Source organism: Pseudosporangium ferrugineum (genome assembly GCF_003002065.1).
GTDB lineage: Bacteria > Actinomycetota > Actinomycetes > Mycobacteriales > Micromonosporaceae > Actinoplanes > Actinoplanes ferrugineus_A.
In genome coordinates, this window is sequence record NZ_PVZG01000025.1 from 67,516 (window position 1) to 92,218 (window position 24,703).

Here is a 24,703-nt window from a genome sequence, read left to right on the forward strand (position 1 = left end):
GCTCCTCCGCAGGAAACCGGTGGCGCGCCCTTGCCCGGGGCATCGGCGCTCAAACGGCCGCGCATCGAGATCTTGCGGCGTTTTCCGCCCGGCGCACCGTTTAGCGCCCGGCGGGACGGGCAAGGGCGGCCGCGCTGACGGAAGGAGACCGGATGCGGCACAGCCATCCACGACAGCGCCTGTGGCGGCTGTCGATCGTGCTGTCGGTGCTGCTGCTGGCGGGGTGCGCCCGGCATCGGCAGTCGACCCTGCACGCGTCCGGGGCCGGGGCGCAGCGCATCGAGGGACTCTGGTGGCTGCTCTTCTGGATCTCGATGGCCGTCTTCGCCGAGGTCATGCTGATCCTGGGGTGGGCGCTGTGGCGCCGGCGCAGGGCCACCGCCACGATCAAGGGCGGGGACGCGATCGGCGCCATCACGGTGCTCGGCGTCGCCGTCCCGTTCGTCATCCTGGTCGCCGCGTACGGACTCGGCCTGCGCGACCTGAACGCGCTCGCCGCCCCCCGCGAGAAGCCGGACGTGACCGTCGAGGTCATCGGCCACCAATGGTGGTGGGAGATCCACTACCCGGATCGCGCCGGCGCGGTGACCGCCAACGAGATGCACATCCCGGTCGGGCAACCGGTCAAGGTGCGGTTGCGCACCGCGGACGTGCAGCACAGCTTCTGGGTTCCGCAGCTGATGCCCAAGACGGACCTGATCGCCGGCAAGGTGAACGAGACGTGGTTGCAGACGGACCGCGCCGGCACCTATCGGGCCCAGTGCGCGGAGTACTGCGGCAAGCAGCACGCGTTCATGGCCCTGATGGTCGTCGCCGAGCCGCGTCCCGCGTTCGACGCCTGGGTGGCCGCCACCGCTCAGCCCGCCACCGGCACGTTGACCACGGCGCAGCAGCGCGGCCGTCAGATCTTCGAGCAGAGCTCATGCGCCTCCTGTCACACCATCCGCGGGACTTCCGCGGTGGGCGAGGTCGGTCCGGACCTCACCACGATCGGCTCGCGCTGGAGCATCGGCGCGGGAGCGGCACCCAACGACGCCGGCCACCTCGGCGGCTGGATCGTCAACTCGCAGACCATCAAGCCGGGCAACGCGATGCCGCCGCAACCCGTCGCCGCGCAGGACCTCCCGGACCTGCTGTCGTACCTGCAATCGCTGAAGTAGGGAGCGCATGAGCGTCGAGACCGAGGAACAGGCGCGCCCCGCCTCCCGCAGCGAGGCCGTCGCCGCGCTGGAGAAGGACTGGGGCGAGCGGCCGTCGCTGCGCAGCTGGTTCAGCACCGTGGACCACAAGCGCATCGGCCGCCGCTACATGGTGACCGCCGGGATCTTCTTCATCCTGGCCGGCACCGACGCGATGATCCTGCGTACGCAGCTGGCCCGGCCGAACGCCACGGTGCTCTCGCCGGAGGCGTACGACCAGCTGTTCACCATGCACGGCACCGCGATGATCTTCCTGTTCTCGACGCCGATGTTCTTCGGCTTCGGCAACTTCCTGGTGCCGCTGATGATCGGCGCCCGGGACATGGCCTTCCCCCGGCTGAACGCGTTCGGCTACTGGGTCTTCGCCTTCGCCGGCACCGTGATGTTCTCCAGCCAGCTCGTCGGCCGGGCCCCGGACGGCGGCTGGTTCGGCTACGTGCCGCTGACCGACACGCCCTACTCCTCGGGCATCAACCTCGACGTCTACTCGCTCGGCCTGCTGTTCCTCGGCGTCTCGACCACCGCCGGCGCGATCAACTTCATCGTCACCGTGGTCAAGATGCGCGCTCCGGGGATGTCGCTCAACCGGGTGCCGCTGTTCGTCTGGGCGATCGTCGGCACCTCCTTCATGGTGATCTTCGCGCTGCCCGCGCTGAATGTGGCCAACGCGATGCTCTTCCTGGACCGCCGCTTCGGCGCGCACTTCTTCGATCCGGCTCACGGCGGCAACACGCTGCTGTGGCAGCACCTGTTCTGGATCTTCGGGCACCCAGACGTCTACATCATCGTGATGCCGGCGCTGGGCATCGTCTCGGCGGTGCTGCCCGCGTTCTGCCGCCGCGGCGTCGTGGCGTACCCCCTGATGGTCCTGGCGATCGTCACCATCTCGATCATCAGCTTCGGCGTGTGGGTGCACCACATGTTCGCCACCGGGCTGCCGCAGCTGTCCTACAGCTTCTTCAGCGCGGCCAGCACGCTGATCACCATCCCGTCGGGTATCCAGATCTTCGCCTGGCTCTTCACCATGCTGCGCGGACGGATCGTGGTGCGTACGCCGTTCCTGTTCGTCGTCGGGTTCATCGTGACGTTCGTCCTGGGCGGCTTCACCGGCGTCATGTTCGCCATCACGGCCTTCGACCAGCAGGTGACCGACTCCTACTTCGTGGTGGCGCACTTCCACTACGTGCTCTTCGGCGGCGCCGTCTTCCCGATGATCGCCGGGATCTACTACTGGCTGCCGAAGTTCACCGGCAAGATGTACGCCGAGAAGCTCAGCCGCTGGGCCTTCTGGCTCGTCTTCATCGGCTTCAACACCACCTTCATGCCCATGCACGTGTCGGGTCTGCTCGGCATGCCCCGGCGCATCTACACGTATCCCGGTGACCTGGGCTGGGACCTGTGGAACCTCATCTCCACCATCGGCGCGTACGTCCTGGCCGTGGGTCTGCTCCTGGTGCTCATCGGCGTGCTGCAGGCCATCCGGCGGGGCCGCCTGGCGCCCGACGACCCCTGGGGCGGGGACACCCTGGAGTGGGCCACGACCTCGCCGCCGCGGCCGTACAACTTCGTCACGGTGCCCACGGTGCACAGTGTCCACCCGATGTGGGACGAGCGGACCACCGCGGCGCTCGCCACCGACCCTCCTCTGCCGGATCACCAGGCCATGGCCACCAGCGAGCTGGACGGCCGCGAGGAAGGGGCGATCGAGATGCCCGAGGCGTCCCTGTTGCCGCTGGTCAGCGCGCTGGGCATCCTCGTGGTCGTGCTCGGCCTGCTCTGGGGGTGGTACTGGTTCGCCGGCGCCGGCGCCCTGCTGATCTTCGGCACGGTCGCCCGCTGGATGTGGCCGCCGGAACGCACGCCCGAGGAAGCGGGGGTGGCGTCATGACCGCGGTGACCTCTCCGCGGCTGTTGTCGGCGGAGATGCCGTCGGGACGCACCACCGGGTGGTGGGGCATGATCCTGTTCGTCACGACCGAGGCGACGGTGTTCGCCGCCATGCTGGGAAGCTACTTCTACGTCCGCTTCCAGTCGGGTCCGCAGTGGCCGCCGCCACCGCTGGAAGACCCGAAGCTGATGAAGGTCATCATCATGACGGCCGTGTTGCTGCCCAGCAGCGTTCCGGTGATGTGGGCCGAACGCGGCATCCGTAAGGGGCAACGGTGGCGGCTGCGCGCCGGCCTGGCGATCACACTCGTGCTCGGGCTGTCGTTCCTGGGACTGCAGGCGTGGGAGTACTCCGAGGACCTCAAGAAGCACACGCTGACCACCGACGCGTACAGCTCGCTGTTCTACTCCATCACCACCCTGCACGGCTTCCACGTCGCCGTCGGACTCCTCATGGTCGGCTGGTTGCTGGCGGCCTCCCTGCGCGGCAGCTTCGGCTACCGCCGGCACGAGCGCGTGCGGCTGACCGCCATCTACTGGCACTTCGTGGACGTCGTGTGGGTGGCCATCTTCATCAGCCTCTACCTGTCACCGAGGTTGTGATGCCGACACAGACCCGCCGAGCCGGCGGTTTCCTGCTCTGGTTCGCCGTGCTGGGCGGCGCACTCGCCTGGGCGCTGCACCTCGTCCTCGCCTGGGGCGTCGACGAGCTCACCTGCCGCTCCGGCAACACCAGCGTGGGCGGCATTCCGATCCGCGGCATCGTGGGCGCCGGCGTCGTCGTGCCGGCGCTGATCACCCTCGCGGCCCTGCTGCTCGCCTGGCGCGGGTGGCGGCGCGCGACCGCGGCGCGCGACGACGACGACGATCCGCGGATGGAGCGCACCGGCATGATGCTGCTCATCGGGATGTGCGCCAACGCCCTCTTCCTGTCGATCATCGCCGCCGGCGGCGCCGCGGTCCTGGTGTTGTCGCCATGTCAGTGACCGCCGCGGCCGTCGTCCTCGCCCACGCCGACGCGGATGCTGCCGACCGGTGGGTCGAGGTCACCGGTCTGCTGGCCGTGACCGGCCTCGGCGCGGCATACGGCCGTGGCGTGCACGAGCTGTGGGGGCGCCGCGGCGCGGGCGCGGTGGTGTCGCGATGGCGGGCGGCGGCGTTCCCCGCCGGGCTCGTCGTCCTCCTGCTCGCCCAGCGCGGCCCGGTGGACGAGGCGGCCGAACGGTCCCTGGCCGGGCACATGGTCCAGCACATGATCCTGCTGCTGGTGGCCGGGCCCCTGCTCGCCGCCGGCGGCGCCGGGCTGCCGCTCACTCTCGCCGCGCCGCGCCGCGTGCGTACGGTGATCGCCCGCTTCCGTACCGGTGCGGCCGGACGCTGGCTGCGGCGGCCGCTCAACCTCGCTCTGGTCGCGGCCGGTGTGCACACGGTCGTGCTGTGGCTGTGGCATCTTCCGAAGCCGTACATGTGGGCCGAGGAAGGCGCCTGGATCCACGGCGTGGAGCATCTGTCCTTCACCGCCGCCGCGTGGCTGCTGTGGTCCACGGTGCTGGCACCGGGCCACCGAGGGCTCGGTGGACCGGCCACCTTCCTGCTGTTGTTCGCCGCCGGGATGCCCGCCGCCGCGCTCGGGGCCGTGCTGACCCTGGCGTCCGCGCCGATCTACCCGGCCGCGGCCGTCGCCGGGCCCGATCCGCTCGCCGACCAGCAGCTCGCCGGTCTGATCATGTGGATCCCCATGGACGTCGTCATGCTCGTCGCCGCGGTCGCCGTCTTCCTGCGCTGGATGGTCCGGCTGGACCGCAGCAGCCCCGCCGGCCGCGAACTGCGTCCGAGCCGAGAGGAGATACCGGCATGATCGCCCGTCGACTGCGGCTCGTCTGGCCGCTCGCCGCGACCGCCGCCCTGCTGCTGGCCCCGGCCGCCTGCGCGGCGGTGCCACCGGGACCCCCGGCCGAAGTGCCCGACGGGGATCCGGCCCGCGGCGAGCGGCTCATCGCCACGTACGGCTGCGGCTCCTGTCACACCGTGCCCGGGGTCAAGGGGGCGAACGGGCTCGTCGGCCCGCCGCTGACCAAGTTCGGCAGCCGCTCGTACATCGCCGGGAACTGGTCAACAGCGGGCCGAACCTGCAGCACTGGGTGATGGACCCGCAGGCCGTCGAGCCCGGAACGGCCATGCCGGACCTCGGGGTCACCTCCACCGACGCCCGGGACATCGCCGCCTACCTGTTCACGCTGGACTGAGGGGGTACCGTGACCGACCAACCCTCGGCGCCGCGCCGCGGTCACCGGATGCTGGCCGCGGCGGCCGGGCTCGGCGTGCTCGGCCTGCCGCTGGCGGCGCCCGCACCGTCGCCGTCCCCATCGGCGTCGCCCCTCCCGGCGCCGCCCACCGGCCCCGACCGCGGCACGGTGCTGTACCAGCAGAGCTGTGCCAGCTGCCACGGCCAGCGGGGCGAGGGCACCCAGCGTGGACCGTCCCTGGCCGATGTCGGGCCCGCCTCCGTCGACTTCCAGCTCAGCACCGGACGGATGCCGCTGAGCAAGGAGGGAAAGCCGAACGTGCATCAGGACGCGGTCTTCTCCGAGTCCGACATCCGAGCCCTCGTGCAGCACGTCGCGTCGTTCCCGCCGGGCGGTGGCCCGCCGATTCCGGTCGTCGGTGGCGGGAGCACCCCATCGGGGCGGGAGCTGTATCTGACCTACTGCTCGGCGTGCCACTCCGCGGCCGGTGTCGGCGCCACGCTCAACAACGGCCGGATCGCGCCGTCGCTGTTCGAGGCCACCCCGACCCAGATCGGCGAGGCGGTACGGGTCGGACCGGGACTGATGCCCGCGTTCCCGCCCGACGTGCTCAGCGACGAGGAGGTCGACGACGTGGCCGCGTACGTCGGGGTGCTGCAGGACGACCGGGGTGAGCTGGACCGGGGCGGCTGGCCGCTGGGCCGGCTCGGCCCCTTCACGGAGGGAGTGGTGGCCTGGGTGTTCGGCCTCACGATCGTGCTGCTGCTCGCCCGCCGGCTCGGGAGCCGGGCCCGATGAGCGGGACCGGGCCGATGAGCGGCCAGACCGGCGCGGTGCGGCGCATACGGTTCGCCTTCGCGGTAACCGTGCTCGGCGCCGTGGGCTTCGCGGTGTCCTACGGGCTCGGCGGCAACACCCAGCTCCTCGGGCTGAGCCTCGCGGTGGCGTTCGCCGGCCTCGCGTACGGGCTGGCCGTCTGGGGCCGCCGGTTGCTGCCCACCGGCGGATTCGTCGAGCAGAAGCCCGAGCTGGCCGCCTCGCCGCAGCAACGCGACCTGCTCGCCGCGGCGACCGACGGCCCGGAGAGCCCGCTGCAGCGCCGGGGCCTGGTCGGCATGCTGCTGCTGGGCGTCGGCGCCATCGGTGTCGCGCTGCTCTTCCCGCTGCGGTCGCTGCTGTCGTTCCGCAAACCCGATCCGGTGACGATGCTGCGACACACCGCTTGGGAGGCGGGGGTGCGCATGGTGACGCCGGAGGGCGAACCGGTGCGGCTCACCGACATCCAGGCGGGGACCATCCAGATCGTCGTGCCCGAGGGCCACACCCGTGACGGCGACGCCCCGGCCTTCGTCGTACGCCTGAACCCGGCCCTGCTCGACCGCCGGCCGGCGGCCGGCGACCTCGGCGGTGTGGTGGCGTACTCGCTGCTCTGCACGCACGCGGGGTGCCCGGTCGGCCTGTACGAGCAGACCACCGGCCGCATGCTGTGTCCCTGCCACCAGAGCGCGTTCGACCTCTACCGGGACGCCGACCCCATCGCGGGACCGGCCGCGCGACCGCTGCCCGGCCTGCCCATCGACGTCGACGAGGCCGGCTTCCTGCGGGCGCGCGGGCCCTTCACGGCGCCCCCCGGCGCGGGCTTCTGGAGCCGGCCGTGATCACCCGACGGATCTACCGCGCCCTCGACGCCCGGCTGGGCACCACGTCGATCGGGCGCACCGCCCTGGCCAAGGTCTTCCCGGACCACTGGACGTTCATGTTCGGCGAGATCGCCCTGTACGCCTTCATGGCGTTGCTGCTCACCGGCACGTACCTGACGCTGTTCTTCGAGCCGAGCACCTCGGAGACGGTGTACGACGGGGCGTACCAGCCGCTCGACGGCTCGAAGGTGTCCAGTGCGTTCGCCTCCACCGTGGCGCTGAGCTTCGACGTCCGCGCCGGTCTGCTGATCCGGCAGGCGCACCACTGGGCGGCGTTGCTGTTCGTCGCGGCCATCGTGGTGCACATGCTGCGCGTGTTCTTCACCGGCGCCTTCCGCCGCCCGCGGGAGCTCAACTGGGTCGTGGGCGTCACCATGCTGGCCCTCGCGCTGCTCAACGGCTTCACCGGGTACTCGATGCCCGACGACCTGCTCTCGGGCACCGGCCTGCGGATCATCTACTCGACCGTCCTGTCGATCCCCGTGGTCGGTTCATGGATCGCGACGCTGGCCTTCGGTGGGGAGTTCCCGACCCCGGAGACCACACCGCGGCTCTACATCAGCCACGTGCTCATCGTGCCGGGCATCTTCCTCGCGCTGATCTCGGTGCACCTGCTGATGATCATCCGGCAGAAGCACAGCCAGTTCCCGGGCCCCGGGCGCCGCGAGCACAACGTCGTCGGGTCGCGGCTGTGGCCGGCGTACGCGGTGCGCTCGGTCAGCCTGCTCACCGGCGTGTTCGCGGTCGTGTTCGCGCTGGGCGGCCTAGTGCAGATCAACCCGGTCTGGATCTACGGCCCGTTCCACCCCGCGAAGGCGACCTCCCCGGCCCAGCCGGACTGGTACGTGGCCTGGGGCGACGGCGCGCTGCGGCTGTTCCCACCGATCGAGTTCCACGTCTTCGGCCACCTCGTGCCCGCGCCGTTCCTGCCGGCCGTGGGCGTGGGCACGGTGACCTTCCTGCTGCTGTACGCCTGGCCCTGGCTGGAACGGTGGCGCACCGGGGACAAGGCGTCGCACCAGATCCTGCAGCGCCCCCGCGAGAGCCCGGGGCGCGTGGCTGTCGGCGCGTACGCCCTCACGTTCTTCGCCGTTCTGCTCGTCACCGCGGCCGACGACATCATCGCCCGGCTGACCCGCATCCCGGTGACCGGCCTGCTGCGTACGCTGCAGATCCTCGTGCTCGTCCTGCCGTTCGTGGTGGCGGCGGTCGCGTTCTTCACCGCGCGGGCGCTGCGGGCCGGCACGGCGACGAGCCTCGGTGAGCTGACCCGCGAGGACCTGCACGCCGGCTTGTCCGGGCGGAGCATCGACCGCCGGCCGGACGACGAGCCGGAGGAGCGCATCCGGCTGTGGCGCAACCCGGACGACACCTGGCGGTGGCGCTGGTACGGCCCCGGCGAGGAGCTCTCGAGCAACGAGGCGTTCCTCGACCGGCAAGAGGCGCTCGACGCCGCAAAGACGGCCTTTCCCGGCGTCCGCGTCGAGCAGGACGAACCGCCGGAAGGGGTGGTGCTGCCGCCGCCGCAGCACAAGCCCGGGCCGGCGACCAAGGCGGCCGCCGCTCTGGTCTGGGTGGCGATGGCCGTGCTCGGACGGCGGGCGGACCGCCGGACACCGTCGCGATCGGAGGCGTCGGAATGAGAGCGATCATCTCGGGCGCCGGCATCGCCGGACTTGCCCTCGCCGAGCGGCTGCGCACCCACGGCGCCCAGGTCACCGTCGTCGAGAAGGCGCCGGGCCCGCGGGCCGGCGGGTACATGCTCGACTTCTTCGGGCCCGGGTACGACGCCGCCGAGGCGATGGGAGTGCTTCCCGGCATCCTGCGGTTCGGCTACGAGGTCGAGGAGCTGGCGTACTGCGACGACGACGGCCGCCGCCGCGCCGGGCTGCGGTACGCGAGATTCGCCAAGGCGGCCGGCGGCCGGGTGGTCAGCATCAGGCGCCCGGACCTGGAGCGGGCGCTGCGCGAGCACCTCCCCGCGGGCGTCGACCTGCGCCACGCCACCACGATTTGTGCGGTGGACAACCGCGCCGACGGCGTGACGGTCACCCTCGACGACGGCAACGTGCTGCACGCCGATCTGCTGGTCGGCTGTGACGGCGTCCATTCCGGCGTACGGGCGCTGGCGTTCGGTCCGGAAAGCGGTTACCTCCGATATCTCGGGCTGCACACCGCGGCGTTCACGTTCGAGGACGCTCGAGCCCACGCCAAGGTGGCGGGCCGGTTCTGCCTGACGGACACGCTGCACCGCACGATGGGCTTCTACGGACTGCGCGACGGGCGCGTCGCCGTGTTCGCCGTGCACCCCAGCGCCGAGCACACGCTGCCGGCCGACCCGCGAGCCGCGCTGCGCGCCGAGTACGGCAGCCTCGGCTGGATCGCACCGCGGGCGCTGGCCGCGTGCCCACCGTCGGACCAGGTCTACTACGACCAGGTCGCGCAGGTGGTCATGCCGTCCTGGAGCCGCGGCCGGGTGGTGCTGCTGGGCGACGCCGCGTACGCGGTGTCCCTGCTGGCCGGGCAGGGCGCGTCGCTGGCCGTGGCCGGCGCCTACGTGCTGGCCGAACAGCTCGCCCGGCACGCATCCGTCGAGGCGGGGCTCGCGGCCTACGAGCAGGTGCTGCATCCGGTGGTGCTGGACAAGCAGGAGACAGGGCGGAAGAGCCGGCGCTGGTTCCTGCCCGCGACGCGCCTCCAGCGGTGGCTGCGCCGGGTCTCCCTGTCCCTGGCCGGGTTGCCGATCGCCGACCGGCTGGTAGCCGGCGCGCTGGTGGGAAAGCCGACCGCGATGATCGCCGACGTGGCCGGCCGGACATCCTCGCGGACCTCCATCCACGACCGGACGTCGTGACTCGCTCAGCCGTTGTGGACGTCCCGGGCGGCGGCGGCCCCGGCCTGGCGGATCCGGCTCACCGTTCCGGAGACCGCTTCCTGGATCTCCTCGGCCAACCGCTGCGAGCTGCCCCCGGCCTCGCGCAACTGCTGCAGTCCCACGGTCCCCAGCACGGCGGCGCCGGTGAAGTAGCCCGCGGTCAGGCCGGCTACGGCGAGCTTTCGTGGCAGGAAGCTCTCCAAGATGCGCAGCACGGTGGCAGATGCCGCCCCGATGCCGAGGACGGCGCAGCCGGCGGCCGCGCCGAGCAGGATCACGCCGGAGGCGGCGGGGCGGGCCGCTTCCACGAACTCCGTCCGTACCGTCTGCATCTCCTCCCGTGCCACGTCCGCCAAGTCGCCGGCCAGCCGGTCGGCGGCGGACTGCCCGGCCGCCGGCCGGGCGGTGCTGCCTGTGGTGCTCTCGCTCATCAGTTCCTCCTGTCGTTGATCCGCGGCCTGGACGTTCCGAGGTCGTGGTGGCCTACCCGATCCGGGCGTCACCAAGCGTCCCCGCCGGGGGTGTTGAAGGAACCCGGGGTGGGGTAGCGGTCAGGCATGACCGAGATGCGGATCGACGAGCTGATGACCCTGGAAGAGCAGGGCTGGGCAGCGCTCAGCCGAGGGGAGGGCCCGGACTTCTACGAGGAGATGCTGGCCGACGACGCCGTCGTGGTCGTGCTCGACAAAGCTCAGACCTTGGCGTCCTGGGACGGTGTGCCCCCGTGGGAGGGGTACGAACTGGTCAAGCGGCACGAGGCAGCGCTGGGCGACGCGGCCGTCGTCGTCTACGACGTCACGGCGCGCCGGCCCCTGAAGACGCCGTATCGGGCGACGGCGTCGAGCACGTATGTGCGCCGCCCGGGAGGATGGCGCCTCGTGCTGCATCAGCAGACCCCGTGGGCCTGATGTCATGCCGGCGAGGCGGGTCGTCGCCGTCTATCCCGGCTACTCGGACGCCGCAGCAGCAGTCGATCGCCTGACCACGCAGGGGCTGCCCCGGGACGGCACGACGATCGTGAGCATCCTCGTGCCGTCGATCCGCCGGGCACCGGGCGTACCGTCCCGCCGAATCGTCGCCCGCTGGGCCGCCGCGGCCGGAGCGCTGTTCGGCGCAGTGCTCGGTGCAGCGCTGCAGTCCCTGCACATCACTGACCCGTTGGCGCTGCCGGTGCCCGCCGCGCTCGTGGGAGCCCTCGTCGGTGCAGTCTCGGGCAGCTCCATCGCCGTGTTGTGCTTCGCTGTGGCCGCCTTGCCGTCCGAGGGCACGATCGAGGAGCCGGTGACTCTCTTCCACGAGGTCCGGGTCGACGCGCCACTCGCCGATCGCGCCGTCCGGATCCTGCACAGCGGCGAGACGCCTTTCGGAGCCGAGCAGTGACAGAGCCGATCGGTGTCGGCCGGCCGGTCACCGTGACGGCAGCAGGTCGTCATCCCGCAGGCGCCGCAACTCCGCCTGCAGCACCGGCGCCGGGGGAATCTCCTCGAGCAGACGGCGGCCCGTCGCGAGGTCGGCCCGGATCCGTGCCGCCACGGCGCCGTTCGCCCGGTCGAGCAGTCCCCGGTACGCCCGGACGACGTCGGCGGCGGTCGCGTGCTGCTGTGACTCGTGAGCCGCGCCGAGCACCCCGTACAGCACGTCCCAAAGCGTGTTCGAAGTCTTCGTCGGGATAAAGGTCTGCCACAGGGTCGCACTCCTCACGGCGTCGGTCGTCCGGTCCGCCGCCTGCCCCTCTCGCCGGCGCGTCAAACGCCCGGTGATCAGAAGCCGGGAAGGTCCGTGCACTCGTGTTCGTCGGGGAGCAGGGGGCGGAAGGTGACGTCCCAGAGCTTGCCGCCGGATCGCCACGGCGTAAGGACGCTCGCGTGCGCGGCGGTCTTCCGTACATGGTCGGCCTCGGCGGCGGTGACAACCGTGCAGGTGACCCGGCCGCCGGACGCCACGGCGGAACCCGGCAGGGGAGGACCGGGCCACTGCTGTGCCGGGGCGGGGCTGGGAGGTGCCTCGTCGGTCGGTGCGTACGGCCGGGCCAGCGCCGCCAGAGAGTCGCCGCGGTACGGCTGAGGTTCGGGCAGGCGGTCGTTGGACGGCAGCCGGCGGGCTCGCTCGATGAAGTCTTTGAGCCGCTTGCGTGCGGCGCGCTGCGCTGCGGTGAGGTCCGGGTCGCCGACCGACGCCTCGGTCAGGGCGGGGACCCGCACGCGATGCACCCCTGTGCCGGTGACAGCGGTCACCACGGTCGTGGTGGCGTCGGCGACGCCCGGATCGCCGAAGTCGGTGTGCGGCTGCACACCGGCCGCTACCGCGTTCACGGCGAGCTGAGCCACCGTGGCCATCCCCGCGTCCTGCACCTGGAGCGCCCGGCAGCGCCGGCGGCGGGTAGATGGCGATCTGCGGTCCGGGCGTGATGACCCGGCCGTCGGCGTACGCGCTGAAAGCGGGCACCCGGCCGGGCTCGACAGCCGGACCGACCAGGCCTCCTGTGCGCTGGATGCGCAGCACGAGGGTCGGCGTGGGTGTCGGCGTCCGGACCGGCTCGGGCGCACCGGCGTCGTCGGCAGTGGTGGCACAGGCGCCGATCAGAACCGGAGCGGCGAGCGCCGCGGCCCACCGGCGTACGGTCGTCCGGACAGTTCCTCGCTTCACAGGTGCCTCCGGTGCTCCGACGGTTGGGTGGGCGCGGGTCCTACCCGGGAAGTGGGCAGCGGACACGGCCCTGCCGGTCAGTCGTCCGCGGGCCAACGCCCCTCCAGGGCTGCGTCGACGGAGTCCGCACGCCGGCTGAGCTTCGCCCGTTCTACCTCGTCGAAGTCCTGGCCCGCGACGGTGGCGCGCAACCGGGCGAGCTGCGCGGCCACGGGTGCCAGCTGAGCCCGGTCGTCGCGCAGAACCCAGGCCAGCTCCCGCAGCAGGTCGAACAGGCGGATCAGCACCTCGGGGTGCGCGGCGCCGTAGCGGCGCGGCTGGCTGACCGCCAGGTCGAGCAGGCCCGCCAGGTCGGGGCGGGCGAGCACCACCCGGACCCGTCCGGCGTCGTCGTGCCGGGTGGCGGGGCGCAGATCGTGCCGGGCGGCCTCGCACAGCAGGGCCGAGGAGTGGCCGAGCGCGTGAACGGCCGTGGTGGGATCGTTGATCCCGGGCGACAGGGCCTTGGCCACCACGTCGGTGAGTTGCCGCAGGCCGAAGGCGATGTCCTGGGTGGACGTCCGTTCGAAGCCGATGCCGAGCGCCTCGGCGAGCTCCCCGTGCAGGACATCGCGCAGCCCGTCGTCGTCGTGGTCCTCGCCGGATTCCAGCCGCCAGGCCGTCGCGACGGGGGTGCCGGCCACGACCGAAGCGCCCGGGGCCCGGTCCACGCGGATTACCGTCCCGGTGCGGACCGCCGCGGCAAGCAATTTCCGGTCGTTCACCGACGTCACGAACCCCGAGGTCGGTGCGCACAGGATCAGCGTGCCGCGGTGCGGCGGCGCCGGAGGATCGGCGGATCGTTGCGAGCCGTCGCGGGTCCGCACCGTCTGCCGTACGGTCTCGACCGCCTCGGCGTGAACGTCGCGCAGCATGGACTCCACCCGGATCTTGCGAGCCAGATGGGCCAGGAAGCCGGCCACCGCGAGGACCGAGACGAGCGCGAGCAGGTACGCCGTCGTGACCGACAACCGGGGTACGAACGCGCCGGTGGATCTGTCGTCGCGGACGGTCCTGAGCACCGTCAGGGCGTAGGTGAACGTGGCGAGGAGGACTGCCAGGGTGGCGTGCACGACCCGGTCGCGGGCGAAGGTGCGCAGCAGCCGAGGGGAGTACTGCCCGCTGGCGAGCTGCAGCGTGACGATCGTGAGGGAAAAGGTCAGCGACGTGACGGTGATGAGGGAGCCGGCGATGGCCTGCAGGACGCTGCGTGCCGCTTCCGGGCCACCGCCGAACAGGTACGAACCCAGGCCGGCCGGCATCAGCCGCAACAGCTGGTTGTCGTACACCGGCATGACGGCGCCGAGTGCGATGGCCAGCACGATGGCAGCCGCCGGCATCGGCCAGAGCTGGGTGCGCAGTCCGTCGGCGACGGCGCGGCCCCGCGTCAATCTCGCCAACTGCAAGGTGGTCACTCCTCCTTCTGCCGGGCCCCCGGCTGGTGCCCGGGGCGTACGGCGTACCAGCAGGCCGTCACCCACCCGGCGGCGAGCAGCAGGCTCCCCGCCAGGTCCAGGGGATGGTGAACGCCCCAATAGAGCCGGGCGAGTGCGACGCAGAGCGGGATGACGGCGGCGGCCGTCGCGGTGACCCACCGCAACCAGCCGCCCGACCACTGCCACGTCAGCACTGCCAGAGCGCCGTACAAGCACAGCGGCGCGGCGACGTGCCCGGAGGGGAAGCTGGCCGTCGGGGGGATCTCCGGTCCCAGCGCCGGTACGGCCGGGCGCGGCCGGTTGACGACGCTGGAGGTGACGAGAAACAGCGTCACCTCACCGAGCATCACCGCGGCGAGGAAGACGATCGGGCGCAGACGGCGACGCCACGCCACGATGAGCACCACGGCGGCCAGCGTGGCAGTGAGGATGCTGTGCGTGTTGCCGATCCGGCTGCCCACCGTGGCGAGCGGGTCCAGCACGGGCCGGCGTTGCTCGACGAACCACCGCACAGCCGCCTCGTCGGAGGCCACCAGCGCGAAGCCGGACAGGACGTCGGTCACGAGCAGTCCCGCGCCGTACACCAGGCCGAGGACCATGACCCACGCCACGGCGAGTTCGGCGGCGACCCGCCACGGACGGGCCAGAACCCGGTCCTCGGCCGGCGCCGGACGCAGCTCGTCGCGGGCCTCGGGCGCAAGGCCCGCTCCGGCGTCACCGATCCCGGCGCGGCCGTCACCATGCCATTGCCGGAACGCGCCGGCTGTGATCGCCAGCCATGCGGCGCCGAGAAGCCATCCGGCGAGCACGTCGCTGATGTGGTGCACCCCCAGGGCGATGCGGGTGAAGCCGACCACGGCGACGAGCAGCACCGCAACGCTGACGAACGGAGTACGCCAGCGGCGCGGCACCGCCGGCATGAACACCAGCACCAGCACCCCGTAGGACACGAACGAGCCGAGGGCATGTCCGCTGGGAAAGCTCATCCCGGGTGCGAAGGCCACGGGCATGTCGACGACCGGACGTAGCCGGCCCACCAGCAGCTTCAGCGTGGGGTCCAGGATGAGGGCGCCCAGCGCGGTGACGACGACGTACGCGGCGAGCCGGACCTGGCGGCGGATCAGCAGGTACGCGGTGGCCAGCACCAGGACCCGCATCAGGATGGTGTGACCGCCGAAGTCGGTCAGGCCCCGGAGGGCGGCGAGCAGCAGATCCTTGCCGGCCACCCAGGCGTTCAGGGTGTCGGCGACTCGCTGGTCCGCCCGGTACAGCGGTGCCCAGGCGGTGCGAACCAGCACCATCAACAGCAGAAAGCCGAGACTGCCGATCAGAAGCGCGAGCAGCCCGACCGTGGAGCGCGAGGCGAAACGTTCCACGCCGCGCGCGGCCCGCGGTCGTCCGTGGTCCAGCATCGGTTCCTCCCGGGCGCTGTGGGCGCCTGTGGTCAGTTCCTGCGCACTGCTTCCGTACGGCAGCGGTCGACGAGCGCCTCCACCTCGCGCTGGGCGTCCTGCAACCGGTCGAGCAGCTCCTGCAGCCGGCGGGTGTCCAGGTCGCGCAGGGCCTGGACAGCCTCGCCGACCGTCGTCATGGCGGTACGCGCCCGTTCGAGGCCCTGTTCGCAGCTGGCCGGTATGGTGATCGTCCGGTCCTCGGAGGCCGGCTGCGCCGCGTGGCTCGCGGGGGGAGCCGGTTGCGCCGTGGCGGGCGTGGCGGCGTCATCGGAACCGTCGGCGACGGCGATGAGCGTTCCGCCGAGCACCAGCCCGACGGCGAAGGCCAGCGCGGGCACGAGCCAGGACCACCGTTGCTGCCGCGGGTGTCCGGTGGCCACCTGCACGGCGGGTGGCTGTTCGGGCCGGGACATGACCGCCTCCTCGGGATACGCGTGGCGCCGTTACTGTCCGGTTCCGCTCGGGGACCGGTGGAGCAGGTCGCGGCGGGCAGAGCTGTCGGAGCCCTGCCCGCCGCGGTTGCCGCGTCACCCGCGGCCGCAGCTCGAAGCGGTACGGTCGCGGGGACCCACCGGCATCCGGGCGGCGGTCCGGCTCTACCCGTTCGCCGCGTACCAATCACGGTTTTCCTCCTTGTTTCGGCGGAGGATGTCGACGTTTCAGGACGCCGACGGGCGCACCGGCGCCTCGTCGCGGCACCGGTTGCTCGGCTCCGGCCGGGCGGCGTTGCCCGGCTGGACCAGGGCGTCGACGGTGACTGTTCCGGCGCGGTCGAAGGCGAAGGTGACCGGGATCGTGGACCCGGCGAGGATCTCGCGGTTCAGGTTCACCAGTTGCCCGTGGTAGGCGTCGAATGGGGGAACGCCGGGCGGTGATTCGCGAATGTTGGGCTGCAGCGGCTGCAGCGTCAGGGCCGGCACCGTGGTGGCCTGGCCGTCGCATTCGTCATCCCAGCGGATCTGGGCGTCGGCGGCATATGGGCTGCGGACATCGCGTAGCACGTCCGGTGACGAGCCTTCGTTGAGCAGCGTGAACCAGACCCGTGCCTCGTCACCGGTTTGGTAGCGGGAATGCTGCGGTGCGTCGACGTGTACGCCGATCAGCTCGATGGAGCCGATGTGGGCGTTGGCTCCCATCACGCTCTCCTGGAACGGGTGTGGCGCATCGCCGGGAATTGCTTGCGGATCCTCGGTCTGGCATCCGCTCACCGACGCCATCGAGATGACCGCTGCGACGGCCCAGATTGCTCTTCTCATCGTCGTCATGGCAGCGCACCTACCCGGAAGCGCTCGATGGCATAGACCTCCGGCTGTCAACTTCCAGGACTTCGCCCGGGCACGTCGGTAACCGACCACTGCGTCGGCGGGCGGGCGGTCTCCTCCCGGCGGCCGATTGCAGGACGGCGTCGCCGGGTAGGGCCGCGCCGCGACGACGACCGGCGGGAGGACACCGATGACCTCGACTCCATCCGCGGACCTGCGGCGATGAACGGCGGCGTGGTCATGCTTGCGGTGCGCCGGTGGCCCGGCCGAGCCCGGGACGGCGTGCGCGAGGCCGGACACATCTTCGTGCGGATGGCACGGGCGGCGATGCGGGACCGGGTGCACGGGCTCGCCGCCGAGGCGAGTTTCTGGACGATGCTGTCGCTGCCGCCTCTGCTCCTGGCGTTGCTCACCCTCATCGGTGAGCTCGGCGCGGTGTTCGGCACGGACATGGCGACACCAGTGGCGAATGCTGTGGTGGACTGGGCCGACGGCGTGTTCACCGATCGCACGATGCACGACGTGGTGCGTCCCCTGGTGACCACCACGCTGCGCGAGGGCGGCGCCGGGGTGCTGACGTTGAGCCTGTTGCTCGCGCTGTGGAGCGGGTCGGCGGCGGTCAATGCGTACATCTCGGCGATCACGCTGGCATACGACATGGACGGGTTGCGCAGCTTCTGGCGTACCCGTCTGCTCAGCCTCGCGGTCTATCTGTCCTCCCTCGTGATCGGGTCCGTCCTGCTTCCCTTGCTCGTCCTCGGGCCGGTCACCGCGGGCGACCTGCTCGCCGGAGTCGCAGGAGGCCACCTGACCTGGCTGGTCACCGCGGGCTACTGGCCGCTGGTCATCACCCTCGCGCTCGTCGGGCTGACGTCGCTGTACCACGTGGCCGTCCCGGTACGGACCCGCTGGCGGCGGGATCTGCCCGGCGCCGTGGTGGCCGTGCTGCTCTGGCTGGGCGGCAGCGCCGGTCTGCGCTTCTACCTCGCCTCGGGCGGCGGCGGCCACGCGGGTGCGGCGGCAGCACCCATCGCCGTGCTGATCTTCTTCTTCGTCACGGCGCTGGCCGTGCTCATCGGCGCGGAACTCAACGCCTCGATCGACGACTTCCAGCCGGACGCGTCGACCGCAACGGGCCGGCGCGAGGCCCGTAGACGCCGCCGGGTCCGGAACCGCAGTGGCGCCGGGGACCTCCGCCCGGCACAGAACGAGACGTGAAAGGAGAACCATCGTGTTCACCGTGTCGGACACCGCGACCGCAGCCATCCGTCGGATCCTGAGAAACTCCGGCACGCCACCCGGCGGCGGCGTGCGGATCGCCGCCGAACCGGGGCGGACGTCGCTGCACATCGCCGTGTCACCGGCCCCGCATCCCGGCGACACCGTCCACGACAGGTGCGTGTTCATCGCCGAAGGCACCGGGAAACTGCTCGAGGGAAAGATCCTCGACGCGCAGGAGGACGACACGCGACGCGTGCAGTTCGTCCTCGGTGACCGCCGGCGAAACCGCTCGGACAGCCCCGTGGACAACGCGGCGGTTGCGGGTAGCGGGCGGGGATGACTGATGTGCTTCGCCGGGCCGATGCCGGCTTCGTGAGGATTCTCGACGGCCTCGTCGTGTTCTGGGTAGTGCCGTGGGTCGCCCTGGCGGGCTGGATCGGCTTCTCCCTGTGGGAGCTCGCCGATGTCGGAAACACCCTGGTCCAATCGGGTCAGACGCTCGACAGCGCCGGCCAGGCCCTGCAGCGCGCGGGTGACATCCCGTTGATCGGTGATGTGCCCGAGCAGCTCGGCAACCAGGTGCGGACGACCGCGGCCGACATCATCGACAGAGGACAGCAATCCCTCGCGTACGGTCGGCAGCTCGCCGTACTCCTCGCGGTAGCGGTCGGACTGGCGCCCGTGGTGCCGGTGCTCCTGCCGTACCTGCCGGCCCGGCTCGCCCGTCGCCGTGAGGCCGAGACGGTACGGCGGCTGCTCCGCGACCCGGACCGCCGGCCTTCCCTCGACGTCTACCTCGCACACCGCGCCGTCAGCACCCTGCCCCTGCAGCGGATGGAAGCCTTGACCGCCGACCCATGGGACGACCTGACCCACGGCCGGGTGGGGATGCTCGCCGCGGCGGAACTCGCCCGCATGGGCATCGCCGGTGATCGGGCGAGTGCGGTGCGCCCGGGGCCCTGAACGTCCGGTGTTCGTGGACGACCGCCGGCACGGCGGCCGCACGCCGACCGGTGGGAGGAGAGCACCGTGAGCACCGCCCGTACTGTCGCGGAGCTGCCCGCAGGAAAAGCCGGCCGACCAGCAACCGTTCTCGCCGCAATGCGCCGTTACGGCGTCCGCCGGTTGCTGGCCGACTCGTTCCGCCGTTTCCGCTACGGCGACGGGTTCAGCCACGCACGAGCGCTGGCCCTTTTGCTCTGCCTCGCCGTGGTGCCGCTGCTCATAGCGCTCACGGGTCTCGCCGAGGAGACCGGCATGGCTGCCGGGGGCCGCATCATCGTCTACACCGCGCTGGCACTCACCCCCGGACGCAGCGATGCACTTCTGCGCCGCCTGCTGATCGGCGAGCCGCAAGGCGACACCGGCGAGGTCGCACTCGCACTCGGCCTCGTCAGCGGCATGGTCGCCGTCACGGCCGCGGTGGCCCAGATCGAGCGGGGCGCCAACCGGCTCTACGGCATTCGCCGCGACCGGCCGACCCTGCGCAAGTACGCCCGCGCCTTCGTCCTGACGTTCCTGGCCGGCATCCCGGCCTTCGCGGGATTCGTCCTCGTCGTCGCAGGAGAGAGTCACCCGGGCGTGGGGACAGACGTACGGGTGGAATCCCTCGCTGCGCCGGCTCTGGTCCGTCCTGCACCTGCCCATGGCGCTCCTGCTGACCATCGCCGCAGTCGCGCTCCTCTTCCGGTACGGGCCCCGCCGACGGCAGCCGTCCCTGCGCTGGCTGCTGCCCGGCATCCTGCTCAGTACCTCGCTGTGGGTGGCGGTGACAGCGCTGCTCGGCCTCTACACCACGACGGGCTCGTCGTTCAGCGAGATCTACGGTCCACTCACAGGGGTGGTGGCCCTGCTGCTCTGGGCGAACGCCAGCGGCGTCGCATTCTTCTTCGGTGTGGCCTGCAGCGCGCAGGTCGAGGCGGTCCGCAACGGTGAACCGGCACCGTGCGAACCCGACCGGTGGGCGTCGCCCTGATCGCCGCCCTGCTGTGCGGAGGATCCGCTATGCCGGGCCGCCCGTGGAGGACCGCTGCTGCGACACCACGATGGCCGCCGCCACCTCCTCGTCCGCGCCGGCCGCCCGGTACAGGTCGACCAAGCCTCGTGCAGCCGGGACGCCAGCGTGTTGAAGCATAATCAGCGCGTTGCCCAGACAGGCCCCGAGCACGACGGGGTCCACCGACACCGCCCGCAAGGCGCTCACCGCCTCGGCGCGAGCCCGCTGCCCGACGGCGCGGTATGACCATCGGCATGCCTCGCTGGTCACGGCAAGGACAGCGAGCCGCTGGCCCTTGGTCAGCCGTGGCACCGCACGGGGCGAATTCATGTCCATGACTCCATCGCGCCGGCGCTACCCGGACGCTCGATCCGTAAACGGTGGCTACTGCTCTTCTGCGAAACCGCGAGTGCCGCGCCGAGTGTCCGGAAGTGCCCAGCGGGTAAGCGCGCCCCATGTTCTTCGACAGCTTGCAAGATCTGTGGCGCATCGCCGTCATCGGCGTCCTGACCTATGCCCTGCTCGTCGCGGTCCTGCGGAGCTCCGGCGAACGAACCCTCGCCAAGATGAACGCCTTCGACTTCGTGGTCACCGTCGCGCTGGGATCCACGCTGGCCACGATCCTGCTCTCCCGGGACGTGACCCTGTCGGAAGGGCTGGCCGCCCTGGTGTTGCTCGTCGTCCTGCAGTTCGTGGCGACCTGGTTGTCGGTTCGCAGCGGCAAGATCCGCCACTTGCTCAAGTCGGCCCCCACTCTGCTGGTGCGGGACGGCAGGATGGACGAGGAAATGATGCGACGGCAGCGCGTGACGGCGAATGAGGTGCTGCAGGCCGTACGGTCGCAGGGGATCGGCGACCTCGGCCTCGTCGCGGCCGTCGTGCTCGAGACCGACGGCACCTTCAGCGTGATCACCAACCAGAACGCCGGTGAGCATACGGCGCTGAGCAACGTCCAGGGGACCTGACACCTCCGCCGGCAAGTGTCGTGTGCGGGCGCCCGCATCGGTACGCCCGCACACCGACCGCTCGGTGAGTTCAGCACCGACGATCACTGTTCAGCGTCGATGCGACGATCCTTCGCCGCCCCGGTGACAATTCCGTGACGAAACGGCGTAACGGGTTGGTGGCCGAGGCGCCGGTCCTCCAGAACCGTCACGCAGTTGTCATGTTCCAGCGCGCCGGCTGCCGAGCGGTTGCTGGACACTTCTCGCCGGCTGGGTGTCCCGGGGCCGACCGGGATCACGACCGCGGACGAGGAGATTGATGACGACGAAGCACAGCCGCCTGCAGCAGTGGGAGCGCACTGCCGCGCCGTACCTGACGGCCATGTCGGTCCTGTTCATCGCCGTCTACGCAGTCCCGATCCTGTGGCCGGGCATCGACCCGGTATGGGGAAGGATCTGCGACGGCGCGGGCCTGCTCATCTGGGCACTGTTCGGTGCCGACTACGTGACCCGCTTCTCCCTGGCCGACGGCAGGCGCCGCTTCGTACGGGCGCACTGGTTCGACCTGCTCGTGCTGCTGCTGCCTGCCCTGCGCCCGTTGCGGGCTCTTCGTCTCGTCTTCGCGCTGAAGGTGCTCAACCAGCGTGCCGAGTCCTGGACCCGGGGACGTCTCGCGGTTTACGTGGGTGGCGCCACCGTCCTGCTGGTCGCTGTAGCGGCGCTGGCGGTGCTGGACGCCGAGCGCGGACAGCCGGGCGCCGCCATCGACTCGTACCCGGAGGCGCTCTGGTGGGGCGTGGTGACGATCACGACGGTGGGGTACGGGGACCTGGCTCCGGTGACCATGGAGGGTCGGCTGGTGGCCGTCGCCATGATGATCGGCGGCATCGGCCTTCTCGGTTTCGTCACCGGTTCGGTGACCAGCTGGATCGTCGACCGCGTCGCCGCCGGGCCGAAACCCGAGGAAATCACCCGTGAACAGCTCACGGAACTCCTCGACGAGATGCGAAGTCTCCGCAACGAAATCGCCGAGCTGAGAAAGCCGATGCGTGGTCCCGAGGTCAGCCGCGCTCCCGAGGGCTGACTGAGCTGCCGGGATGAACACCGCGCTGTCAGCGCGAGACCCCGGCCTACTGCACGGCTCGTTCGTCAGGCACGAGTTCGAGAAACGGTACGGCGCGTCCGACAGCGGCGTAGTCGGCGTCGCTGCCGTCCACCGCGAAGCCCATCAAGCGGGCTACCCCGCGAGCGCTCCGGGGGTGCGCTGTTGCGTACGCGACCATGACACCGGCCGCCTGCTCGGCGCTCAACGGTGTCGCGGTGACCGGGATCCGGCGCCGCCTGAGGCGGATCACGGTGTGGGGCTGGGCGCGGAGGTTGCGATACCAGTCCGCGCGTGGACCGAAGCCGGAGGCCACGGTGACCGCCCCGCTGGTGCGATCGTGGTCCACCACCTCGAGCACCACCATCCGCCTCTTTCCGGTGTGGCGCCCCGCATGCTCGACGAGCACCATCCGCCCGGCGAAGAGCCCGCCGAGACCCGCCCTGAACAGGAGGATGGGAATCCGGAACAGCAGCCGCCGCCATCCACGGGGTAGTTCTGGACCGTTGGTCGCCCGCATCCGCCTCACCTCCTGCGCCGAGTACGTGGTCGCCGGTCTTGCTGTTCGGTCCCATTTCACCCCGCGAGGCGCATGTGGTGAAGCGGCCGCTGTACCGGATGTGGTGTGCCGGGGCGTCGGTGTGCGGCGTCGAGCTGCCGGGTGTCCGATCCTGTTCTACTGTCGGGGGATGTCTGACATACGGCCGTGGCACATCGTCGTAGGTCTCGTGTGCCTGGTGATGGTGGCGATCGTGGTAGCCGTCGCAGTGGCGATCATGCGATCCCGGAGGCGATGAAGGCCGGTCTCCAGCACAGACCGAACGGCAGCACGGTCAGCGCGCCTGATAGCCGCGGAAGTAGACCTACTGGCGGACCACGAACACCAGCGGCTCGTAGCCGGATCGCGCCGTGGCTGGCGGCCGCGACGGGCAGGAATGGAAGATCTCACCGCGCGATGATGTGGGGCACGGAGGCCTGCACCATCTGAACGGCGAGGCTGCGGCAGCGGGCCTGAGGCGCTGAACAGATCGGCCAGCACGCGGCTGCGGAGCGGGAACGCCATGTTGTCCCAGTCCACCGGGACGGGAGGGGCGGGAATCGACGCGAACGTCGCCACGCCACTCTGATATGTGGCGGTTCTGGACACGCGCCGCGCGAGGTACGAGTGCGGGGTACGCAGCGACTGCCCGACCGAGTCGCGAGGGCGCGGCACCGAGGACCGGCCGCGATCGGAAGCATTACCGGGGAAGGGTGCGGCCTGTCACGGGACTGCGAAGACTCCGAATCTCGATCGTCACAAACGCCGGGCATTGACGGGTGATCACGGCCCCGGCACCCGGCGGCCACCGAACGGGAGGAGCATCCGATGACCTACTTGATCAACACGCGGCGGTTGCCCGATCAGGAGATGACCATCGCGATCGAGCCGCAGGGGGAGATCCGCTCCGAGGAGGCTGCCGGCCTGCTCCGTGACCGCTTTGTCATGGTGCTGGCGGCCACTCAGCCGGAACGGATCGTCGTTGACCTCAGTGCCGTGCCGTCGATCTCCGCGGCGGGTATCGACGCGCTCCGGTCCGGATACGTCACGGCTGCTGACAACCATGCGCGGGTGGCGGTGGTCCATCCCGCACCGGTCGTGCGCGAGCAATTGTGCAGCCGCGGGCTCAAAGAGCTGGTCGCGAGCTCCCCACAGGGATAGCCGTCAGGTTCGCAACGCCGTGATGTGTGCCATGTGGTCCTTCGGATCCGCACGGGCGCGATGGCGCCCGCTGCGGATTCGGCGCGAAGTCGGCGATGAGCACCCGGACACCGCGGCAGCGGCCGAGGCACTGAGCTCTGGAAGGGCGCGCGTTGACGACGGTCCACAACAGCGCCCAGGGTATAGAGGTATGGCCGCTCAAAGTTCGGCCACCTGCGATGGTTACCAGCGGCCTCACGTTACTCAAATCAGGGGGCGACGTGCTTGAGTTCCGGAAAGGCTTCCATAGGACGGCCGGTTCGCGCAGGGATCTTCTCTGCGAGCCGTTTACGGTGGAAGGGCTACCGGTGCGAGTCAAGGGACCGATCCGATGTGGCGCCAGCACGCCGCTCACTCCTCCGCGTCGGCTCTCCTGGGCGTCAACGAGCCGAAAGGGAACGGCCGGGAGAACCCGTTCGAGGCAACCCAGCTCAACGAAGCCGCAAGTAGAGGCGTTGTCAGGGTAGAAGCTGGAGCTGGCGGGCAGCGACACCTTTACTCAGCCGAGTATACTTTTCAGCGACCTGGTAAAACGTTTGTTAGCACGTCGCTGGGCCTACCACTTCCTGGGGGTCAAGGGGTCGCAGGTTCAAATCCTGTCAGCCCGACAAAAATATGCCGGTGACCTGCGGAAACGCAGGTCACCGTTTTTGTTGGATCAAGATCACCCACCGAAAACCCACTGTTTTCAGTTCGCATCCCGCAGCTTATGACCGCGAGAGCGGCACCATGTTTCAGCCAGCTCCGCGGTGCACCATGTGACGCCGCCGTCGGCTGCTCGATCACTGACGCGCTTGGGTTCTGCTGGCCGACGTCTATAGCCGCGAGAAGTGCGCCGGCCAGGTCCGCACTTACGGCTACGACCAGGGCTCCGGCAAGGTAGCTATATGGCCGTTTCAGGTTATTCCGAGTATTTGGAGTGGTCGGTAGGGGTTTCGGCTGTTGCGGCGTAGGGCTG

Annotated in this window: 29 protein-coding genes and 1 pseudogene; 20 read left to right on the plus strand and 10 right to left on the minus strand. The window is 70.8% G+C overall.

From position 1 onward, the window contains the following. Positions 1–152: 152 nt before the first annotated feature. The 10 genes from coxB (at position 153) to CLV70_RS34055 (ending at position 9,886) form a co-directional block, all read left to right on the plus strand. Entirely contained in the window at positions 153–1,160 is a 1,008-nt protein-coding gene (gene coxB, locus CLV70_RS34005; protein ID WP_106130725.1) for a cytochrome c oxidase subunit II, read from the plus strand. A 7-nt stretch (positions 1,161–1,167) separates the two neighbouring features. Continuing rightward, entirely contained in the window at positions 1,168–3,087 is a 1,920-nt protein-coding gene (ctaD, locus tag CLV70_RS34010) for a cytochrome c oxidase subunit I (RefSeq protein ID WP_106130726.1), read from the plus strand. Beyond that, positions 3,084–3,689, plus strand: a complete 606-nt coding sequence (locus CLV70_RS34015) for a cytochrome c oxidase subunit 3 (RefSeq protein ID WP_106130727.1) — start codon at positions 3,084–3,086, stop codon at positions 3,687–3,689. The genes ctaD and CLV70_RS34015 overlap by 4 nt, the downstream gene beginning before the upstream one ends. After that, positions 3,689–4,072: a hypothetical protein gene (locus CLV70_RS34020; RefSeq protein ID WP_106130728.1), complete on the plus strand. Its 384-nt coding sequence runs from the start codon at positions 3,689–3,691 to the stop codon at positions 4,070–4,072. The genes CLV70_RS34015 and CLV70_RS34020 overlap by 1 nt, the downstream gene beginning before the upstream one ends. Next, the gene (locus tag CLV70_RS34025) at positions 4,063–4,944 is read left to right on the plus strand and encodes a cytochrome c oxidase assembly protein (protein ID WP_106130729.1); all 882 of its coding nucleotides are present in this window, start codon (positions 4,063–4,065) and stop codon (positions 4,942–4,944) included. Before CLV70_RS34020 ends, CLV70_RS34025 begins: the two co-directional genes overlap by 10 nt. Beyond that, positions 4,941–5,231 carry a c-type cytochrome gene (locus CLV70_RS34030; protein WP_211304001.1) on the plus strand — a complete coding sequence of 97 codons (291 nt, stop codon included), beginning with the start codon at positions 4,941–4,943 and terminating at the stop codon, positions 5,229–5,231. The genes CLV70_RS34025 and CLV70_RS34030 overlap by 4 nt, the downstream gene beginning before the upstream one ends. Positions 5,232–5,341: 110 nt before the next feature. Next, positions 5,342–6,130: a cytochrome bc1 complex diheme cytochrome c subunit gene (gene qcrC / locus CLV70_RS34035; RefSeq protein ID WP_146164256.1), complete on the plus strand. Its 789-nt coding sequence runs from the start codon at positions 5,342–5,344 to the stop codon at positions 6,128–6,130. Further along, positions 6,127–6,990: a ubiquinol-cytochrome c reductase iron-sulfur subunit gene (locus tag CLV70_RS34040; RefSeq protein WP_106130731.1), complete on the plus strand. Its 864-nt coding sequence runs from the start codon at positions 6,127–6,129 to the stop codon at positions 6,988–6,990. Before qcrC ends, CLV70_RS34040 begins: the two co-directional genes overlap by 4 nt. Then, positions 6,987–8,675: a cytochrome bc1 complex cytochrome b subunit gene (qcrB, locus tag CLV70_RS40595; RefSeq protein ID WP_211304002.1), complete on the plus strand. Its 1,689-nt coding sequence runs from the start codon at positions 6,987–6,989 to the stop codon at positions 8,673–8,675. The genes CLV70_RS34040 and qcrB overlap by 4 nt, the downstream gene beginning before the upstream one ends. Then, on the plus strand, positions 8,672–9,886 hold the full coding sequence (locus CLV70_RS34055; protein ID WP_106130733.1) for an FAD-dependent monooxygenase: 1,215 nt from the start codon (positions 8,672–8,674) through the stop codon (positions 9,884–9,886). Before qcrB ends, CLV70_RS34055 begins: the two co-directional genes overlap by 4 nt. Before the next feature lie 5 nt (positions 9,887–9,891). Here the strand turns inward: CLV70_RS34055 and CLV70_RS34060 are convergent, their stop codons facing one another. Next, positions 9,892–10,338 (minus strand): phage holin family protein, encoded by a 447-nt coding sequence (locus CLV70_RS34060; RefSeq protein ID WP_106130734.1) that lies wholly within the window; start codon positions 10,336–10,338, stop codon positions 9,892–9,894. A 126-nt stretch (positions 10,339–10,464) separates the two neighbouring features. Here CLV70_RS34060 and CLV70_RS34065 point away from each other — a divergent pair, with 126 nt between their 5' ends. Beyond that, positions 10,465–10,815: a nuclear transport factor 2 family protein gene (locus CLV70_RS34065; protein ID WP_106130735.1), complete on the plus strand. Its 351-nt coding sequence runs from the start codon at positions 10,465–10,467 to the stop codon at positions 10,813–10,815. A gap of 4 nt (positions 10,816–10,819) precedes the next feature. Further along, the gene (locus tag CLV70_RS34070) at positions 10,820–11,287 is read left to right on the plus strand and encodes a general stress protein (protein WP_106130736.1); all 468 of its coding nucleotides are present in this window, start codon (positions 10,820–10,822) and stop codon (positions 11,285–11,287) included. A gap of 27 nt (positions 11,288–11,314) precedes the next feature. On the opposite strand, the gene CLV70_RS34075 is transcribed toward CLV70_RS34070, so the two are convergent. The 6 genes from CLV70_RS34075 to CLV70_RS34100 form a co-directional block, all read right to left on the minus strand. Continuing rightward, on the minus strand, positions 11,315–11,545 hold the full coding sequence (locus CLV70_RS34075) for a hypothetical protein (protein WP_106130737.1): 231 nt from the start codon (positions 11,543–11,545) through the stop codon (positions 11,315–11,317). A 122-nt stretch (positions 11,546–11,667) separates the two neighbouring features. Further along, positions 11,668–12,243, minus strand: a complete 576-nt coding sequence (locus CLV70_RS34080) for a hypothetical protein (protein WP_106130738.1) — start codon at positions 12,241–12,243, stop codon at positions 11,668–11,670. Positions 12,244–12,630: 387 nt separating this feature from the next. Then, complete coding sequence (locus CLV70_RS34085; RefSeq protein WP_211304003.1) at positions 12,631–14,007, minus strand: DUF2254 domain-containing protein; 1,377 nt, start codon at positions 14,005–14,007, stop codon at positions 12,631–12,633. Then, a complete protein-coding gene (locus CLV70_RS34090; protein WP_106130739.1) occupies positions 14,004–15,440 on the minus strand; it encodes a phosphatase PAP2 family protein in 1,437 nt (478 codons plus the stop codon). Before CLV70_RS34090 ends, CLV70_RS34085 begins: the two co-directional genes overlap by 4 nt. 32 nt (positions 15,441–15,472) lie before the next feature. After that, positions 15,473–15,895, minus strand: a complete 423-nt coding sequence (locus CLV70_RS34095) for a hypothetical protein (RefSeq protein WP_106130740.1) — start codon at positions 15,893–15,895, stop codon at positions 15,473–15,475. A gap of 246 nt (positions 15,896–16,141) precedes the next feature. Then, entirely contained in the window at positions 16,142–16,747 is a 606-nt protein-coding gene (locus tag CLV70_RS34100; RefSeq protein ID WP_146164258.1) for a copper chaperone PCu(A)C domain-containing protein, read from the minus strand. 237 nt (positions 16,748–16,984) lie between these two features. Between CLV70_RS34100 and CLV70_RS34105 the strand changes: the two genes are divergently transcribed. From CLV70_RS34105 to CLV70_RS41890, 5 genes and pseudogenes are all read left to right on the plus strand, one after another. Beyond that, entirely contained in the window at positions 16,985–17,962 is a 978-nt protein-coding gene (locus CLV70_RS34105) for a YihY/virulence factor BrkB family protein (RefSeq protein WP_245908650.1), read from the plus strand. A 13-nt stretch (positions 17,963–17,975) separates the two neighbouring features. Beyond that, positions 17,976–18,305, plus strand: coding sequence for a hypothetical protein (locus CLV70_RS39355; protein ID WP_146164259.1), 330 nt, complete (start codon positions 17,976–17,978; stop codon positions 18,303–18,305). Then, the gene (locus CLV70_RS34110; RefSeq protein WP_146164260.1) at positions 18,302–18,928 is read left to right on the plus strand and encodes a hypothetical protein; all 627 of its coding nucleotides are present in this window, start codon (positions 18,302–18,304) and stop codon (positions 18,926–18,928) included. Before CLV70_RS39355 ends, CLV70_RS34110 begins: the two co-directional genes overlap by 4 nt. A 138-nt stretch (positions 18,929–19,066) precedes the next feature. Then, positions 19,067–19,480 (plus strand): annotated as a pseudogene (locus CLV70_RS41885) (YhjD/YihY/BrkB family envelope integrity protein); the annotation flags it as partial. A 130-nt stretch (positions 19,481–19,610) separates the two neighbouring features. Continuing rightward, positions 19,611–19,940: a YihY/virulence factor BrkB family protein gene (locus tag CLV70_RS41890; protein ID WP_342750436.1), complete on the plus strand. Its 330-nt coding sequence runs from the start codon at positions 19,611–19,613 to the stop codon at positions 19,938–19,940. Positions 19,941–19,967: 27 nt separating this feature from the next. Here the strand turns inward: CLV70_RS41890 and CLV70_RS34120 are convergent, their stop codons facing one another. Further along, positions 19,968–20,297, minus strand: a complete 330-nt coding sequence (locus CLV70_RS34120; RefSeq protein WP_106130745.1) for a hypothetical protein — start codon at positions 20,295–20,297, stop codon at positions 19,968–19,970. A gap of 119 nt (positions 20,298–20,416) precedes the next feature. Between CLV70_RS34120 and CLV70_RS34125 the strand changes: the two genes are divergently transcribed. Beyond that, a complete protein-coding gene (locus CLV70_RS34125) occupies positions 20,417–20,926 on the plus strand; it encodes a DUF421 domain-containing protein (RefSeq protein ID WP_106130746.1) in 510 nt (169 codons plus the stop codon). Between the two features lie 83 nt (positions 20,927–21,009). Here CLV70_RS34125 and CLV70_RS39960 read toward each other — a convergent pair whose 3' ends face one another. After that, positions 21,010–21,165 carry a hypothetical protein gene (locus CLV70_RS39960; protein WP_158277891.1) on the minus strand — a complete coding sequence of 52 codons (156 nt, stop codon included), beginning with the start codon at positions 21,163–21,165 and terminating at the stop codon, positions 21,010–21,012. A 59-nt stretch (positions 21,166–21,224) separates the two neighbouring features. On the opposite strand from CLV70_RS39960, the gene CLV70_RS34130 reads away from it, so the two are divergent. Further along, the gene (locus tag CLV70_RS34130; RefSeq protein ID WP_106130747.1) at positions 21,225–21,989 is read left to right on the plus strand and encodes a potassium channel family protein; all 765 of its coding nucleotides are present in this window, start codon (positions 21,225–21,227) and stop codon (positions 21,987–21,989) included. A gap of 46 nt (positions 21,990–22,035) precedes the next feature. Here CLV70_RS34130 and CLV70_RS34135 read toward each other — a convergent pair whose 3' ends face one another. Then, positions 22,036–22,527, minus strand: a complete 492-nt coding sequence (locus CLV70_RS34135) for a nitroreductase family deazaflavin-dependent oxidoreductase (protein ID WP_106130748.1) — start codon at positions 22,525–22,527, stop codon at positions 22,036–22,038. 846 nt (positions 22,528–23,373) lie between these two features. Between CLV70_RS34135 and CLV70_RS34140 the strand changes: the two genes are divergently transcribed. Further along, on the plus strand, positions 23,374–23,706 hold the full coding sequence (locus CLV70_RS34140) for an STAS domain-containing protein (RefSeq protein WP_106130749.1): 333 nt from the start codon (positions 23,374–23,376) through the stop codon (positions 23,704–23,706). Positions 23,707–24,703 lie beyond the last annotated feature (997 nt).

Coding starts and splice junctions, on each gene's coding strand:
- coxB (WP_106130725.1), top strand. CDS start 153: ATGCGGCACAGCCATCCACGACAGCGCCTGTGGCGGCTGTCGATCGTG.
- CLV70_RS34095 (WP_106130740.1), bottom strand. CDS start 15,895: ATGTCCCGGCCCGAACAGCCACCCGCCGTGCAGGTGGCCACCGGACAC.
- CLV70_RS34125 (WP_106130746.1), top strand. CDS start 20,417: ATGTTCTTCGACAGCTTGCAAGATCTGTGGCGCATCGCCGTCATCGGC.
- CLV70_RS34090 (WP_106130739.1), bottom strand. CDS start 15,440: ATGCTGGACCACGGACGACCGCGGGCCGCGCGCGGCGTGGAACGTTTC.
- CLV70_RS34105 (WP_245908650.1), top strand. CDS start 16,985: ATGCTTGCGGTGCGCCGGTGGCCCGGCCGAGCCCGGGACGGCGTGCGC.
- CLV70_RS34025 (WP_106130729.1), top strand. CDS start 4,063: ATGTCAGTGACCGCCGCGGCCGTCGTCCTCGCCCACGCCGACGCGGAT.
- CLV70_RS34130 (WP_106130747.1), top strand. CDS start 21,225: ATGACGACGAAGCACAGCCGCCTGCAGCAGTGGGAGCGCACTGCCGCG.
- CLV70_RS34100 (WP_146164258.1), bottom strand. CDS start 16,747: ATGACGACGATGAGAAGAGCAATCTGGGCCGTCGCAGCGGTCATCTCG.
- CLV70_RS34070 (WP_106130736.1), top strand. CDS start 10,820: ATGCCGGCGAGGCGGGTCGTCGCCGTCTATCCCGGCTACTCGGACGCC.
- CLV70_RS34020 (WP_106130728.1), top strand. CDS start 3,689: ATGCCGACACAGACCCGCCGAGCCGGCGGTTTCCTGCTCTGGTTCGCC.
- CLV70_RS34015 (WP_106130727.1), top strand. CDS start 3,084: ATGACCGCGGTGACCTCTCCGCGGCTGTTGTCGGCGGAGATGCCGTCG.
- CLV70_RS34030 (WP_211304001.1), top strand. CDS start 4,941: ATGATCGCCCGTCGACTGCGGCTCGTCTGGCCGCTCGCCGCGACCGCC.
- CLV70_RS34140 (WP_106130749.1), top strand. CDS start 23,374: ATGACCTACTTGATCAACACGCGGCGGTTGCCCGATCAGGAGATGACC.
- CLV70_RS34055 (WP_106130733.1), top strand. CDS start 8,672: ATGAGAGCGATCATCTCGGGCGCCGGCATCGCCGGACTTGCCCTCGCC.
- CLV70_RS34040 (WP_106130731.1), top strand. CDS start 6,127: ATGAGCGGGACCGGGCCGATGAGCGGCCAGACCGGCGCGGTGCGGCGC.
- ctaD (WP_106130726.1), top strand. CDS start 1,168: ATGAGCGTCGAGACCGAGGAACAGGCGCGCCCCGCCTCCCGCAGCGAG.
- CLV70_RS34120 (WP_106130745.1), bottom strand. CDS start 20,297: ATGGACATGAATTCGCCCCGTGCGGTGCCACGGCTGACCAAGGGCCAG.
- CLV70_RS34060 (WP_106130734.1), bottom strand. CDS start 10,338: ATGAGCGAGAGCACCACAGGCAGCACCGCCCGGCCGGCGGCCGGGCAG.
- CLV70_RS34110 (WP_146164260.1), top strand. CDS start 18,302: ATGACTGATGTGCTTCGCCGGGCCGATGCCGGCTTCGTGAGGATTCTC.
- CLV70_RS41890 (WP_342750436.1), top strand. CDS start 19,611: ATGGCGCTCCTGCTGACCATCGCCGCAGTCGCGCTCCTCTTCCGGTAC.
- CLV70_RS34080 (WP_106130738.1), bottom strand. CDS start 12,243: ATGGCCACGGTGGCTCAGCTCGCCGTGAACGCGGTAGCGGCCGGTGTG.
- CLV70_RS34065 (WP_106130735.1), top strand. CDS start 10,465: ATGACCGAGATGCGGATCGACGAGCTGATGACCCTGGAAGAGCAGGGC.
- CLV70_RS34135 (WP_106130748.1), bottom strand. CDS start 22,527: ATGCGGGCGACCAACGGTCCAGAACTACCCCGTGGATGGCGGCGGCTG.